Genomic DNA, 12,740 nt, shown 5'->3' with positions numbered 1-12,740 from the left:
AATTTAAGACTCAGAAACCTTGATTAGAGCCATCATTCATCAGCTCCGGTCATGAAGCAAGTGCTTGAGTGCTGGCTCTATTCTGGAGTAGCTAAATTTAAAGCCCAGTTCGGTGAGTTTTTTGGGTTTGGCTCTCATGCTATCAAACAATAAGCAGGAAGATTCTCCCATTAGGAGTTCCATCGCCCATTTAGGCGTGAACAAGATATGCGGACGTTTTAGCGTTTTAGCTAGTGTGCCGCTGAATATACGATTAGTCACAGGATGGGGGGCGCACATATTGAATGCACCGTGGGCATGTGGTGTTTCAAGCAAGTACATGATGGCGCGGACCATATCTAGGATGTGAATCCAAGGCATGTACTGATTACCGTTCCCAAGTGGGCCGCCTACGCCAAGCTTGTAAGGTAATAGCATTTTTGCCAACGCACCACCATTAAGGCCGAGTACCACGCCAGTTCTCAGTAGACAAACCCGTGTTTGTTCCGACTCTGCGCGCTTGGCTATTTGCTCCCACTTTGCACAAACCTCGTGAGGAAAGTCATCGCTATTAACATGTAAGCACTCATCAAACGGATGGTCTTGTTGATCACCATAGTAGCCAACTGCCGAGCCACTAATAAAAACAGAGGGAGGTTCGGTACTTGCGTGGATCAGCTCAACAATTTGCTCGGTAATTTTCCAACGACTTTTGCAGATTTTTTCTTTTTGCTCGCTGGTCCACCTTTTATCCGCAATAGGCTCACCTGCAAGATTAATGACGGCATCAACGTGATTGAGATCGGCGAACGACTCGAGCGAGTCAAGGTATTCGATATTACCCAGATCAGCATGCTGTAGGCGTTGTTTTGCTCGCTCTGGAGAGCGTGTAAGTAGCATAACCTGGTGAGTTGATAGCAGCTTGAGCAACTCCGAGCCAATAAACCCAGTGCCACCTGTGAGTAATATCTTCATGTTATCTCTTTGAATGTACACGTATTAGAACATTATAGTCGTTTTGTGCTTAGCTTGATCATCTCAACACCATTATTTCTGGGATAGTGACAAGCTGGCAGAGATACTATTAACTTCACATATTATAAAATATGTAACTAAATGTTATAGATGGCGCTGGTGCATTCACGGTAGAAGAGTGAAATCTATGCCAGACTAGAAGTTATCGCTCATTGGAACGAGCGTAATCAGTTTGCACAATCAAGGAGGATAGGCATGGAAGCATTCGTTGCGCTTTTTCGAGCGCTCCTCAATAGTGCTCGTGACTTATTACCCATCATCATTGTTATCACTTTTTTCCAATTAGTCGTTTTGCAAGAGCCGCTGCCCAACCTGGTCTCCATTCTTTTTGGCTTGTTGCTTGTCGTTTTAGGATTAACCTTTTTTATCTTTGGCCTAGAACTTGGTCTTTTTCCTATCGGAGAGAGTATGGCTCAAGCCTTTGCAAAAAAAGGCAGCGTGTTTTGGTTATTAGTCTTTGCGTTTTGTTTGGGGTTTGGCACCACGATAGCTGAACCTGCATTGACCGCGGTAGCGGAAGAAGCCTCAGAAGTTGCGGCAGAGGGCGGAATGATCGCTAACTCAGAGCAGTCCATGCAGGATTACGGAGAAGGACTTCGAGTAACAGTAGCTCTCTCAGTGGGGATAGCCATCGTTATCGGCGTTTTGCGTATCTTAAAAGGGTGGCCGATTCATTACATGATCATTGGTGGCTATGTAGGCGTTGTAATACTGACGTGGTTTGCACCTGAAGCCATTATTGGTGTTGCTTACGATTCCGGAGGTGTAACCACGTCCACCATAACAGTACCTCTGGTCACTGCACTGGGCGTCGGTTTAGCGTCTTCTATTAAAGGGCGTAACCCTATGGTGGATGGCTTTGGTTTAATCGCTTTTGCCTCGCTGTTACCGATGATGTTTGTGATGGTTTACGGAATGGTCGTAACATGATTTCAATTGATCATTTCCTAGACACTTTATTATCGACCGTTCGAGACGTCGTTCCCATCGCCAGCATTATTTTTGGTTTTCAGTTAGCGGTGTTAAGGCGTCCTGTTAGCAACCTTAAGAAAGTTTTGCTTGGGTTCGTTTATGTGATTTTCGGGCTAGCTCTTTTTTTACTTGGATTAGAAATGGCGTTGTTTCCACTTGGGGAGACGATGGCTGTGCAATTAACGGCGCCGGAGTTTTTACAAGAGTTCAAAGTATCTGTAGGGAAAGCCTTAATGTGGGTCGACTATTATTGGGTTTACACCTTCGCCTTTTTTATAGGCTTTAGTACCACGATTGCAGAGCCTTCTTTAATCGCTGTAGCGATAAAAGCAAACCAAGTCTCTGGAGGCAGTATCAGTATTAACGGCTTGCGCGTAGCCGTTGCGTTTGGGGTGGCAATTGGTATTGCATTAGGGAGTTACCGGATTGTCGTGGGCGATCCCATTCATTATTACATCATCGCGGGTTACATCGTCGTTGTGATTCAAACGTTTTACGCTCCCAAGCTTATTGTTCCACTCGCCTACGATTCTGGAGGCGTAACAACTTCTACTGTCACTGTCCCACTTGTAACTGCATTAGGGTTAGGGCTTGCTTCGACCGTCCCTGGAAGAAACCCAATGATTGATGGCTTTGGCTTGATCGCGTTTGCCAGTCTATTCCCTATGATCTCTGTGATGGGCTATGCGCAAATAACCCAGTGGCTGAATAAAAACGTCTCGGAGGAAGAAGAAAATGCGCTTTAAATTGATACTTGCGTTTGTTGAAGACAGCAAAACAGACAAGGTGTTGGACGCTGCACGCGATGCTGGTGCGACCGGTGCAACAGTGATTAACAATGCTCGCGGGCAAGGTTTAAATCAAAAGCGAACGTTTTTTGGTTTAACGCTAGAAGTGCAAAAAGATGTGCTGCTGTTTGTGGTCGAGGAACATCTCTCTCGACACATATTAGAAACCATTAATGAGGTTGGTGAATTTGACAGAGAGTCGGGACAGGGGATTGCTATTCAGATCGATATTGAAGATGCAGTCGGTGTCGCGCATCAAGTCGAGACATTGACCAAAGTAGTCGAGGATGAATTATGAGTGATCAAACGATAATTAGAGTTCGAGATGTTATGGCGGCAACGTATGTAATGGTTGATGGACTGATGACCGTATACGAAGGCATAACGCTAGCGAAAAAATACCAAGTCAAAGCGCTGGTGGTGAAAAAGCGAGATGATAATGATGAATATGGCATCGTGTTGATGAATGATATCGCCAAAAAGGTGCTGGCGAATAATCGTTCTCCTCAGCGCACAAATATTTATGAAATCATGACCAAGCCCGCTTTGTGTGTCGAACCAGATATGAACGTAAAATATTGTGCACGTTTGTTTGAGCGATTTGGCATAAGTAGAGCGCCGGTCATTGAAAGTGGCGAGGTCATTGGGATGGTGAGTTATAACAATATTGTCATCAACGGTATGGTGCGAGAAGAAGTGTAATAGGTTGATATAAATGAAAAATCAACGAATTTTTTCTCAAGTCAGCGACTGTTACAAAGAACTAAAATATTTAATATATGTTAGGTTGCATATGTGTTAATTCACCATTATTCTTTGCGCCCTAAGCCTAATGTCGAGGAATCTGTATCATGCCTTTAGTCTCTTGCCCCGTGTGTGAGAAACAAATCTCAAAACGCGCTCATGCATGTCCAGGATGCGGAGAGCCCGATCCGCTGCACCATCTAGCCAAATCAAAATTTATGTCGATGGTGTTTTGGATACTGGTGTTGGTTGGAACAGCGTATGCAGCATGGTTCTATGTTTTGCCTATGGTCATTGAATCATTGCGCTATCAGTAGTATTCAAACCGTCGTAGGTTGAGCTGCTAAAAAAATGCCGTAGAATGACCTCATACTTTTTGAGGAGACAATGTCGTGAAACTATTTTTTGCCTCAGACCTGCATGGCTCTTTGCCGGCAACTAAAGAAACCATTGAGCTATTTCTGGCCTCTGGTGCGCACCACCTGATTTTGCTAGGAGATACGCTAAACCATGGGCCGCGAAACCCTATTCCGGAAGGCTACAACCCTCCACAGGTAGCAGACTTATTGAACCAATACAGTGATCAAATTATTTCTGTACGTGGCAACTGTGATAGTGAAGTGGACCAAATGCTATTGAAGTTTCCAATGATGATGGATTACTCATGGGTGCTACTTGAATCTGGCAAGAGAATCTTTTTGACTCATGGTCACTTGTACAACTCTGAAAAACGGCCGCCACTGCGCGAAGGTGATATCATCGCCCACGGTCATACACATGTTCCCGTCGCAGAGATGCAAGACGGAGCCATTATATTCAACCCAGGCTCGATGACATTCCCACGTAATGGCTTACCGAGAAGCTTTGGTACTCTAGAAGACAATAAGCTAACGGTAAAAACGCCAGAAGGCGAAGTATTAGCACAAACCATGATTTAACGGTTTTACTAAGTAAAAAAATAGGGAGCGAATTGCTCCCTATTTTGTGTCTGAATGTCCTAAATCGCGTTCTGGGTCGATAATGTCTCTAACGCGCTGTTTTAGCACCTTGGCTTCAGGAAAGCCGCTGTCTTTTTTCCGTTCCCAAATTTGTTGGCCATTACAGAAAATTTCGAAGCGACCACCTGTGTCTGGGTGTAAGCTGATTGTTTCTATTTCTTCGCTAAAAGTATGCAGTAATTCTTGCGATAGCCAAGTTGAACGCAACATCCAGTTGCACTGGCGGCAGTAATAAATATCAATGATTGCTTTATCCATGAAACTTTCCTTTTAATCTTTTTAAACCAGCAACTTGATGCCCACGGCAAACGTGAGAATTTCGAATGCAACTTTAATCACTCTGTTACTGTATCGAGTCGCGGCCCATGCGCCTAAACTGCCGCCTAGAAATGAGCTTAACAATAAAACAGGCAGCCAAGCCCAGTGAATAGGGGCCCCTGCCTTTACGACGGCAATGCCTCCAATGCCATTCCAAAACAGGCCGACACAAATCATGGTGTAAGCAACGGCTTGTTTGTAGTCGTAACCAAACCAGCGCACCAAAAATAGTGTCACGAGCAAACCAGAACCTGCGGTAAGAGATCCGTTGATAATGCCGATAAACAGTAAGCCAATTCCACCAATAACCCAACCAATAGGATGACGGTTGCGTATTACTTCAGCTTGGCCTAGCGATGTCTTAAATCGCGAGTAGATACCTAGCGCTAGGATCATCGTACCGAGCATCTTTTCCGCGATACCATCAGGGATCTGTACAATTAAGTTAGCCCCTAAAATCACGCCAATACTACCGGACAAGATAAGGTAGAGCGCGATTTTCCATTTAATAGTGCCTGATCTTAAATGCGTGCTTGCTGCGCCTAAGCCTAAAGCGACCGAAGCCACTTTATGTGTGCCTAGCGCAACGGAGAACGGCAAGCCGAGAAAGATGAGTAAAGGGAATTGAAGCAAGCCTGCTCCGCCACCAGAAAGTGAAGCCAGCGTGTTGGCGATTAGTGAACCGAAAAAGAGAGTAGTGGTATCTAGCCAATCCATAAGTAAAACAAAGGGGGCGTCTTGCCCCCTTATCATCCAATCAAAATTAGTTTTTAAACAGTACCGAAGAACCGTGGTTCAAGCTAGTGAGCAATAGTGTTTTTTCGTTCACGACGTCAATACGACGACTTTGCTCCGCATCTAGCTTAAAAATTTGAGTAATCAAACGTAGCTGTGCTTCGGAAAAGTCTTTTGATTGAGAAGATGAAATATCTTTAAACTCCGAAGGCGAGACCAACAAATAGTTGTCACTTACTTCCCAGCGGCCTTTTTCCGAGATATTTATCGTTGATTCTGCGGTTGAACCTTGAGCGAATAGTTTTATATTTGCTACGCGAATATAGTCACCATTAGGGAGATATTTCACGTTTGATTCAACATTAACTCGGCGTAGTGGGCCGACAGTATCGTCAGGCAAGCTGTCTGTAATGACTGTCACCATGGTCGACTGCCATTCGTTTGCTGTGAGGAGCTGCTCCACTTTTAGGTCACTTCCCCAATACAACCAACTACTGAAAAGAACGGATACGGCCAAAACCGCAGATGCTAATTTAATCTTCATATTGGCCTCCTTTATTTGCAGATGTCTGTTGGATCGTTTTGACCTGCGAAAATACGCAGTGTTACGTTCTCGTAAGAGTGGTTACTGTCATGAATGTAGTTCAGAATCAGCTGGTTATTTTGTCCACCAGTGGCAATCACTTCAACTGGCAACGAGTCTTCTGCATGGTGCTTCACGTAGCGCTCAATGCATTGCTCTATTGAAGGCAACCAGTTGTTGATTTGAGGGTGATTTACAGGTGTCATCACTGGTACATTTTGATACTCACCAATCTGACGGAATTGGGATTCCGCAGGGTTCGTGAATAACAATACGCAAACAGGAAGCAGCAGAGACAAAAAGATAATGACACGCGGTAGCCAGTTAATCGTGTTAGATGCTGGCTTCGGCTGAGTTTTAGTCGGCTCTACTTGAGGCTCAAGATCAGCAGTAGTATCGGTCACTATCTCTGTTGGTGGTGTATCGCTCGCTTCTAACTCCACTGCTGGCGCTTCGTGTTCAGAAGCGGTTTCTTCAACGTCAGTGTTAGAGTCAGTAGAAAATGGGCTCAAGCGTTCCACTGAACAAATGAGTTGGTAGCCACGTTTAGGTACCGTTTTAACAAACTCTGGAGATTTTGTTGAATCCTTCAACATCTTACGCAGAGTAGAAATCGCTTGAGTCAGGCTTGAGTCATCCACCTCAAAACCTTGCTCACGCCAAACAAACTCGTGAAGCTCGTTACGGGTTAAAACTTCGTTTGGTCTCTCTGCCAACATCAGAAGTATACGGCTTTCGTTGCTTCCTAATCGTACAACGTCGTTGCCGTTTTGTTGGTCAGCGAGCGAATTACTATTTGGATCAAAGGTGAACCTTTGAGCAAGTAGAAATTTGGTGCCAATGTTAGTCATTTAGTTCTTCTTAGATGGATGATGTTGTAATTATGGTGATTTATGTCACAAAATTACCGGGGCGCTTGGAGTGCGCACGACATTTTAGATGCTTTTAGACGGGTAGGATAATTAAAATTTTCTAAAAAAACACCGTTTTTAGCAATATTGACCTTGAATTTACATTTGTCAGCCACATGTTAAATGACATCTCGGTAAGGTGATTTCAAGGGGAAAGTCACAAACTTGTCCCTATGAAAAAGCCAATTAGTTTAGATGTTATGGAGCACACATGAGCGAAACCGTATCTCAAAATAAAGAAACTCGTGGTTTTCAATCAGAAGTAAAACAACTACTGCATTTAATGATCCATTCTCTTTATTCAAATAAAGAGATCTTTTTGCGCGAGCTGATCTCTAACGCATCAGATGCATCAGACAAACTGCGCTTTCAGGCGTTATCTAACCCAGATCTATACGAAGGTAATGCAGATCTTTGCGTGAAACTGTCGTTTGATGAAAGCGCAAATACCTTAACCATTTCTGATAACGGTATCGGTATGAGCCGTGATGATGTGATTGAGCACTTAGGAACAATCGCAAAATCTGGAACAGCCGAGTTTTTCTCAAAGCTATCTGAAGAGCAGAGCAAAGACTCTCAGCTTATTGGTCAGTTTGGTGTTGGTTTCTACTCGGCATTTATCGTTGCTGACGCCGTTACCGTGCGCACTCGCGCTGCGGGTCTAGCCGCTGATGAAGCGGTACAATGGCACTCAGCGGGTGAAGGTGAGTACACCATCGAAAACATTACCAAAGAGTCACGTGGTACCGACATCATTCTTCATATGCGTGAAGAGGGTAAAGAGTTTTTGAATGAGTGGCGTCTACGTGACGTTATCAGTAAGTACTCTGATCACATCGGCATTCCTGTTTCAATCCAAACTGTCGTTCGTGATGACGAAGGCAAGGAAACAGATGAGAAAAAGTGGGAGCAAATCAACAAAGCCCAGGCACTGTGGACGCGTAACAAATCTGATATTTCAGAAGAAGAGTATCAAGAGTTCTACAAGCACGTATCACATGACTTTGCCGATCCCTTGGTCTGGAGTCATAACCGTGTAGAAGGTAAAAACGACTACACGAGCTTACTATACATCCCATCGAAAGCACCTTGGGATATGATGAACCGCGACCACAAATCAGGCTTGAAACTGTACGTACAGCGCGTATTCATTATGGACGATGCAGAGCAATTTATGCCGTCATACTTACGCTTCGTACGTGGTTTAATAGACTCAAACGATTTACCGCTAAACGTATCGCGTGAGATCTTACAAGACAATAAAGTGACTCAGTCTCTACGTAATGCTTGTACTAAGCGCGTGCTAACGATGCTTGAACGTATGGCCAAGAATGACGAAGAGAAATACCAATCATTCTGGAAAGAGTTTGGTCTTGTGATGAAAGAGGGCCCTGCGGAGGACTTTGCAAACAAAGAGAAAGTTGCAGGTTTATTGCGCTTTGCCTCAACTGAAGTGGACTCTTCTGAGCAAACTGTGGGCTTGGCGTCTTACGTTGAGCGCATGAAAGAAGGTCAAGATAAGATCTACTACTTGACGGCAGACAGCTATGCAGCTGCGAAAAACAGCCCTCACTTAGAACAGTTCAAAGCGAAAGGCATTGAAGTTATCTTGATGTACGACCGCATTGATGAGTGGCTGATGAACTACTTAACTGAGTTTGATGGTAAACAGTTCCAGTCAATCACTAAAGCTGGGCTTGATCTAAGTCAGTTTGAAGATGAAGCAGAAAAAGAGAAGCAAAAAGAAACCGAAGAAGAGTTTAAGTCGGTTGTAGAGCGCACGAAGTCTTACCTAGGCGATCGTGTGAAAGAAGTTCGTACCACCTTCAAACTCGCATCTACGCCTGCTGTTGTGGTAACGGACGATTACGAAATGGGTACTCAAATGGCGAAGCTTCTTGCGGCAGCTGGTCAAGCTGTGCCGGAAGTGAAATACATCTTTGAGCTAAACCCTGAGCACAAATTGGTTAAGCGTATGGCTGACGAAGCCGATGAAGAAGCGTTTGGTCGCTGGGTTGAAGTTCTGCTTGGTCAGGCAATGCTAGCGGAGCGAGGCTCTATTGAGGATCCAACAGAGTTCTTAGGAGCCGTTAATCAACTTTTGACTAAGGTGTAATAACCTCTGCAAATCAAAAAGCTCGCATTTCGCGAGCTTTTTGTTTGTTGTCGCAAAATTTTGCATCTCAAGTGCTGAGTTAATAATCAATAGGGCGTGAAAGAGGGTACTGTTAACATTCTTTAGTCTTAATACACTCTTTGCTCAGAGAACCTGTGATAGAATCTGCGACTTGAATGTGAGTAATAAGGCGTGTATTTTTGCTCGCCTATATACGTTATACCGAAACTTATCGTTGCAGGTGCTTCTCAGGTTTGATGTCTAAGAGGTCAGCTATTGTGAGCTTCGGTATAAATCTTAAATATTAAAGAGGATAAATCATGCGCATCATTCTTCTAGGTGCTCCAGGTGCAGGTAAAGGCACACAAGCAAACTTCATCATGGAAAAATACGGTATTCCACAAATCTCTACTGGTGATATGCTTCGTGCTGCTATCAAAGCAGGTACAGAGCTTGGTAAACAAGCTAAAGCTGTTATTGACGCTGGTCAGCTAGTTTCTGATGAAATCATCCTTGGTCTTATCAAAGAGCGCATCGCTCAAGAAGACTGTGCAAACGGTTTCCTACTAGATGGTTTCCCACGTACTATCCCTCAAGCTGACGGCCTAAAAGAAATGGGCGTAGACGTAGACTACGTTATCGAATTTGACGTTGCAGACGATGTAATTGTTGAGCGTATGGCTGGTCGTCGTGCTCACCTTCCTTCTGGTCGTACTTACCACGTGGTTTACAACCCGCCTAAAGTGGAAGGTAAAGATGATGTAACTGGTGAAGATCTTGTTGTTCGTGATGACGACAAAGAAGAAACAGTACGTGCTCGTCTAGGTGTTTACCACGAGCAAACTGCGCCGCTAATCAACTACTACGGCAAAGAAGCTGAAGCAGGCAAGACTAAGTACCTTAAGTTTGATGGTACTAAGCAAGTAGCTGAAGTTAGTGCGGATATCGAGAAAGCACTATCTTAATTTGCTGAAGTCAAAAATTTAATATTTTGATATATTGAAAGCGGCCCAAGTGGTCGCTTTTTTTAGTTTACTCGTAAACATATATCTAATTAACTTCAGCTCGGCTATTCGTTACTTCGAGGTTACTTAAATATATGAACCAAGCCGTTTACCATGAATAGGATGTTATGAAAGAGAATAATAAACAGGGTGTACTCCTAGTTAACCTGGGAACTCCTGACGCACCAACCGCTCCTGCCGTAAAGCGCTTTTTAAGTCAGTTTCTTCATGATCACCGAGTGGTAGACATGACTCGATGGCTTTGGTGTCCACTATTGCACGGCGTTATCCTTCCTATCCGAGCTCCTAAAGTTGCCAAACTCTATCAATCAGTATGGATGGAAGAGGGCTCGCCGTTGATGGTGTACTCTAAACGCCAAACGGAAAAGTTGGCACAAAAGCTTGATATACCTGTAGAGCTTGGTATGACGTATGGTAACCCAAGTTTGCAATCAGGCTTTGAAGCCCTATTGGCGCAAGGCGTTGATGAAGTCATTGTTTTACCGTTGTATCCGCAATACTCGGGCACAACAACGGCAGCGGTTTCTGACGGAATCACTAAAGCATTTAAGAACCTGCCTGTGATGCCAGGCTTTAGCTTTATTCGTGATTATTACAATCACCCGAAATATATTGAAGCGTTAGCGCATTCAGTTCGTGAACATTGGCAAAAGAATGGTCAGGGAGATTACCTGCTGTGTTCTTATCATGGTATTCCAAAACGTTATGCTGACAATGGTGATGTTTACCCACAGCATTGTGAAGAGACGACTCGCTTGCTTGGGAAAGCGTTAGGTTTAAGCGAACAACAAATTGGCATGACGTATCAGTCCCGATTTGGGAGAGAAGAGTGGCTTCAACCTTATACCGATAAGACCCTAGAGGCACTTCCTGCAAAGGGTGTGAAAAATATTAATGTTGTGACCCCTGCATTTTCTTCAGATTGTTTAGAGACGTTGGAAGAGATCTCGGAAGAGTGTAAAGAGATTTTCCTTGAAGCAGGTGGTGAAAACTTTACCTACATCCCTTGTTTGAACGATAGTGAACTTCATATCGAGATGATGGTTGAGTTAGTTCAATCTAAACTTTAGATACAAAAAAGGGTCGCAATAGCGACCCTTTCTACGTTTAGTTGAGCGATCAAGCAACTTGTACTTGCTGCTCTTCTACTTGCTCTGCCGTGCTGTGCGTATTTTCAGCGCCATGCATCCAGCGAACGAGTGTATAAGAGAATAGGAGCAAAATTACGCCACTTACGGTTGCGCTGACCGCAATACCACTAAAGATAGCCATAGCGCCTAACTCGCCTACGTGAGAACCCACATAGCCCGCAACATAGTTAGCAATCGCATTACAGCCAAACCATGCACCCATCATAAGTGAAGCTAAGCGAAGCGGTGCTAATTTAGTCACCAATGAAAGACCAATTGGAGATAAACACAGCTCGCCTAATGTGTGGAAGAAGAAAGCGCCGACCAACCATAACATCGATGTTTTTACTGTTGTATCTCCACCTTGTTCTAGCACTGCGCCAACCATACAAAGGAAACCAATCGCTAAGAAAAATAGTGCCATTGCAAATTTCACTGGCGAAGTGGGTTCACGTTTACCCAATTTTACCCAAAGGACAGCCAGAACTGGCGCTAGAGTAATAATGAAAAATGGGTTTAGTGATTGGAACCACGCAGCAGGAACTTCAAAACCACCAATCATGCGATCAGTATATTGTTGAGTGTAGATGTTCATCAGGCCACCTGCTTGTTCAAAGCCTGCCCAGAAGACAATAGTGAATAAGCTCATGACCAGAATTACTTTTAGTCGATTCACTTCTTCTTTGGTGAGTGGCTGCTTCGTGGTGGCGTTTTTGTTATTTAGATCTCGTTTCGCCGCTGGTTCGCGGCCAATATCACCAAGCCATGATTGAGCCAGTACCATTTGCATCACTAGGCTAACCAGCATACCCACACCAGCGGCAACAAAGCCAGCTTTCCAACCGTAAGAGGTTGTCACAGAGCCAGAAACGACGCCGGCAAGTAATGCACCTAAGTTGATACCCATATAAAAGATAGTGAATGCGCCGTCACGACGGTTGTCACCTTCTTGATAAAGGTCGCCAACCATGGTTGAGATATTTGGCTTAAAGAGACCGTTACCAGTGATAAGTAGGCCAAGACCTAAATAGAAACTGTGTAGCGAACCAATACCTAAAGCATCAGCAGGAAGTGCAAGAGTAAACTGGCCGATGGCCATTAACGCGCCACCAAGCAAAATTGAGCGACGTTGACCTAAATAGTTATCTGCTAGGTAACCACCGATAAGAGGCGTGATATACACAAGCCCTGTGTATATGCCGTATAGGTCTAATGCGTCTTTGGTTGACCAGCCAAGGCCGCCATTCATTGTTGTATCAGTAAGGTAAAGCACGAGAATGGCACGCATTGCGTAGTAAGAAAAGCGTTCCCACAGTTCTGTACCGAACAATAAGAACAGGCCACGTGGATGACCAAAATATTGATGTTGGTTTGACATAAGCTCTTCTAATAATAGTTATTACATT

15 protein-coding genes are annotated in these 12,740 nt (G+C 44.2%); 9 read left to right on the top strand and 6 right to left on the bottom strand.

Features of this window, described 5'->3' with window-relative positions; translation table 11 throughout:
- Window positions 1–39: 39 nt before the first annotated feature.
- Window positions 40–954 carry a TIGR01777 family oxidoreductase gene (locus tag R7P35_RS12650; protein WP_005382076.1) on the bottom strand — a complete coding sequence of 305 codons (915 nt, stop codon included), beginning with the start codon at window positions 952–954 and terminating at the stop codon, window positions 40–42.
- Between the two features lie 255 nt (window positions 955–1,209).
- On the opposite strand from R7P35_RS12650, the gene R7P35_RS12645 reads away from it, so the two are divergent.
- From R7P35_RS12645 to yfcE, 6 genes are all read left to right on the top strand, one after another.
- A complete protein-coding gene (locus R7P35_RS12645; protein WP_005382077.1) occupies window positions 1,210–1,944 on the top strand; it encodes a DUF1538 domain-containing protein in 735 nt (244 codons plus the stop codon).
- The gene (locus tag R7P35_RS12640; RefSeq protein ID WP_005382078.1) at window positions 1,941–2,732 is read left to right on the top strand and encodes a DUF1538 domain-containing protein; all 792 of its coding nucleotides are present in this window, start codon (window positions 1,941–1,943) and stop codon (window positions 2,730–2,732) included. The genes R7P35_RS12645 and R7P35_RS12640 overlap by 4 nt, the downstream gene beginning before the upstream one ends.
- The gene (locus tag R7P35_RS12635; protein ID WP_005382084.1) at window positions 2,722–3,072 is read left to right on the top strand and encodes a P-II family nitrogen regulator; all 351 of its coding nucleotides are present in this window, start codon (window positions 2,722–2,724) and stop codon (window positions 3,070–3,072) included. The genes R7P35_RS12640 and R7P35_RS12635 overlap by 11 nt, the downstream gene beginning before the upstream one ends.
- Window positions 3,069–3,476, top strand: coding sequence for a CBS domain-containing protein (locus tag R7P35_RS12630; RefSeq protein WP_005382085.1), 408 nt, complete (start codon window positions 3,069–3,071; stop codon window positions 3,474–3,476). The genes R7P35_RS12635 and R7P35_RS12630 overlap by 4 nt, the downstream gene beginning before the upstream one ends.
- Before the next feature lie 149 nt (window positions 3,477–3,625).
- Window positions 3,626–3,835, top strand: coding sequence for a hypothetical protein (locus R7P35_RS12625; protein ID WP_005382086.1), 210 nt, complete (start codon window positions 3,626–3,628; stop codon window positions 3,833–3,835).
- A 75-nt stretch (window positions 3,836–3,910) separates the two neighbouring features.
- Entirely contained in the window at window positions 3,911–4,456 is a 546-nt protein-coding gene (gene yfcE, locus R7P35_RS12620) for a phosphodiesterase (protein WP_017634822.1), read from the top strand.
- Window positions 4,457–4,495: 39 nt separating this feature from the next.
- Here the strand turns inward: yfcE and R7P35_RS12615 are convergent, their stop codons facing one another.
- The 4 genes from R7P35_RS12615 to R7P35_RS12600 are packed head-to-tail and all read right to left on the bottom strand — an operon-like array spanning window position 4,496 to window position 7,003.
- Window positions 4,496–4,774 (bottom strand): SelT/SelW/SelH family protein, encoded by a 279-nt coding sequence (locus tag R7P35_RS12615; RefSeq protein WP_005382088.1) that lies wholly within the window; start codon window positions 4,772–4,774, stop codon window positions 4,496–4,498.
- A 21-nt stretch (window positions 4,775–4,795) separates the two neighbouring features.
- Window positions 4,796–5,551, bottom strand: a complete 756-nt coding sequence (locus R7P35_RS12610) for a sulfite exporter TauE/SafE family protein (protein ID WP_182039206.1) — start codon at window positions 5,549–5,551, stop codon at window positions 4,796–4,798.
- Between the two features lie 46 nt (window positions 5,552–5,597).
- Window positions 5,598–6,113, bottom strand: a complete 516-nt coding sequence (toxS, locus tag R7P35_RS12605) for a transmembrane regulator ToxS (RefSeq protein ID WP_005382091.1) — start codon at window positions 6,111–6,113, stop codon at window positions 5,598–5,600.
- Between the two features lie 11 nt (window positions 6,114–6,124).
- Window positions 6,125–7,003 carry a transcriptional regulator gene (locus R7P35_RS12600; RefSeq protein ID WP_017819958.1) on the bottom strand — a complete coding sequence of 293 codons (879 nt, stop codon included), beginning with the start codon at window positions 7,001–7,003 and terminating at the stop codon, window positions 6,125–6,127.
- Window positions 7,004–7,274: 271 nt separating this feature from the next.
- Here R7P35_RS12600 and htpG point away from each other — a divergent pair, with 271 nt between their 5' ends.
- From htpG to hemH, 3 genes are all read left to right on the top strand, one after another.
- A complete protein-coding gene (htpG, locus tag R7P35_RS12595) occupies window positions 7,275–9,179 on the top strand; it encodes a molecular chaperone HtpG (protein WP_053303298.1) in 1,905 nt (634 codons plus the stop codon).
- A 320-nt stretch (window positions 9,180–9,499) separates the two neighbouring features.
- Window positions 9,500–10,144, top strand: coding sequence for an adenylate kinase (gene adk / locus R7P35_RS12590; protein WP_005382094.1), 645 nt, complete (start codon window positions 9,500–9,502; stop codon window positions 10,142–10,144).
- Between the two features lie 167 nt (window positions 10,145–10,311).
- Window positions 10,312–11,274, top strand: coding sequence for a ferrochelatase (gene hemH / locus R7P35_RS12585; RefSeq protein WP_064353706.1), 963 nt, complete (start codon window positions 10,312–10,314; stop codon window positions 11,272–11,274).
- A gap of 49 nt (window positions 11,275–11,323) precedes the next feature.
- On the opposite strand, the gene R7P35_RS12580 is transcribed toward hemH, so the two are convergent.
- Window positions 11,324–12,712: a peptide MFS transporter gene (locus R7P35_RS12580; protein WP_318092173.1), complete on the bottom strand. Its 1,389-nt coding sequence runs from the start codon at window positions 12,710–12,712 to the stop codon at window positions 11,324–11,326.
- Window positions 12,713–12,740: the final 28 nt, after the last annotated feature.

This window comes from Vibrio sp. Vb0304, assembly GCF_033338995.1.
Classification (GTDB): Bacteria; Pseudomonadota; Gammaproteobacteria; order Enterobacterales; family Vibrionaceae; genus Vibrio; species Vibrio alginolyticus.
Note: the sequence above shows the minus strand (reverse complement) of the source record. Positions and strands in the feature narration are given on the sequence as shown.

What these genes read in the sequence shown, in the direction of transcription:
- toxS (WP_005382091.1), bottom strand. Translation starts at nt 6,113, where the DNA reads ATGAAGATTAAATTAGCATCTGCGGTTTTGGCCGTATCCGTTCTTTTC.
- R7P35_RS12610 (WP_182039206.1), bottom strand. Translation starts at nt 5,551, where the DNA reads ATGGATTGGCTAGATACCACTACTCTCTTTTTCGGTTCACTAATCGCC.
- hemH (WP_064353706.1), top strand. Translation starts at nt 10,312, where the DNA reads ATGAAAGAGAATAATAAACAGGGTGTACTCCTAGTTAACCTGGGAACT.
- htpG (WP_053303298.1), top strand. Translation starts at nt 7,275, where the DNA reads ATGAGCGAAACCGTATCTCAAAATAAAGAAACTCGTGGTTTTCAATCA.
- R7P35_RS12640 (WP_005382078.1), top strand. Translation starts at nt 1,941, where the DNA reads ATGATTTCAATTGATCATTTCCTAGACACTTTATTATCGACCGTTCGA.
- R7P35_RS12625 (WP_005382086.1), top strand. Translation starts at nt 3,626, where the DNA reads ATGCCTTTAGTCTCTTGCCCCGTGTGTGAGAAACAAATCTCAAAACGC.
- R7P35_RS12600 (WP_017819958.1), bottom strand. Translation starts at nt 7,003, where the DNA reads ATGACTAACATTGGCACCAAATTTCTACTTGCTCAAAGGTTCACCTTT.
- R7P35_RS12630 (WP_005382085.1), top strand. Translation starts at nt 3,069, where the DNA reads ATGAGTGATCAAACGATAATTAGAGTTCGAGATGTTATGGCGGCAACG.
- adk (WP_005382094.1), top strand. Translation starts at nt 9,500, where the DNA reads ATGCGCATCATTCTTCTAGGTGCTCCAGGTGCAGGTAAAGGCACACAA.
- R7P35_RS12580 (WP_318092173.1), bottom strand. Translation starts at nt 12,712, where the DNA reads ATGTCAAACCAACATCAATATTTTGGTCATCCACGTGGCCTGTTCTTA.
- R7P35_RS12615 (WP_005382088.1), bottom strand. Translation starts at nt 4,774, where the DNA reads ATGGATAAAGCAATCATTGATATTTATTACTGCCGCCAGTGCAACTGG.
- R7P35_RS12650 (WP_005382076.1), bottom strand. Translation starts at nt 954, where the DNA reads ATGAAGATATTACTCACAGGTGGCACTGGGTTTATTGGCTCGGAGTTG.
- R7P35_RS12635 (WP_005382084.1), top strand. Translation starts at nt 2,722, where the DNA reads ATGCGCTTTAAATTGATACTTGCGTTTGTTGAAGACAGCAAAACAGAC.
- R7P35_RS12645 (WP_005382077.1), top strand. Translation starts at nt 1,210, where the DNA reads ATGGAAGCATTCGTTGCGCTTTTTCGAGCGCTCCTCAATAGTGCTCGT.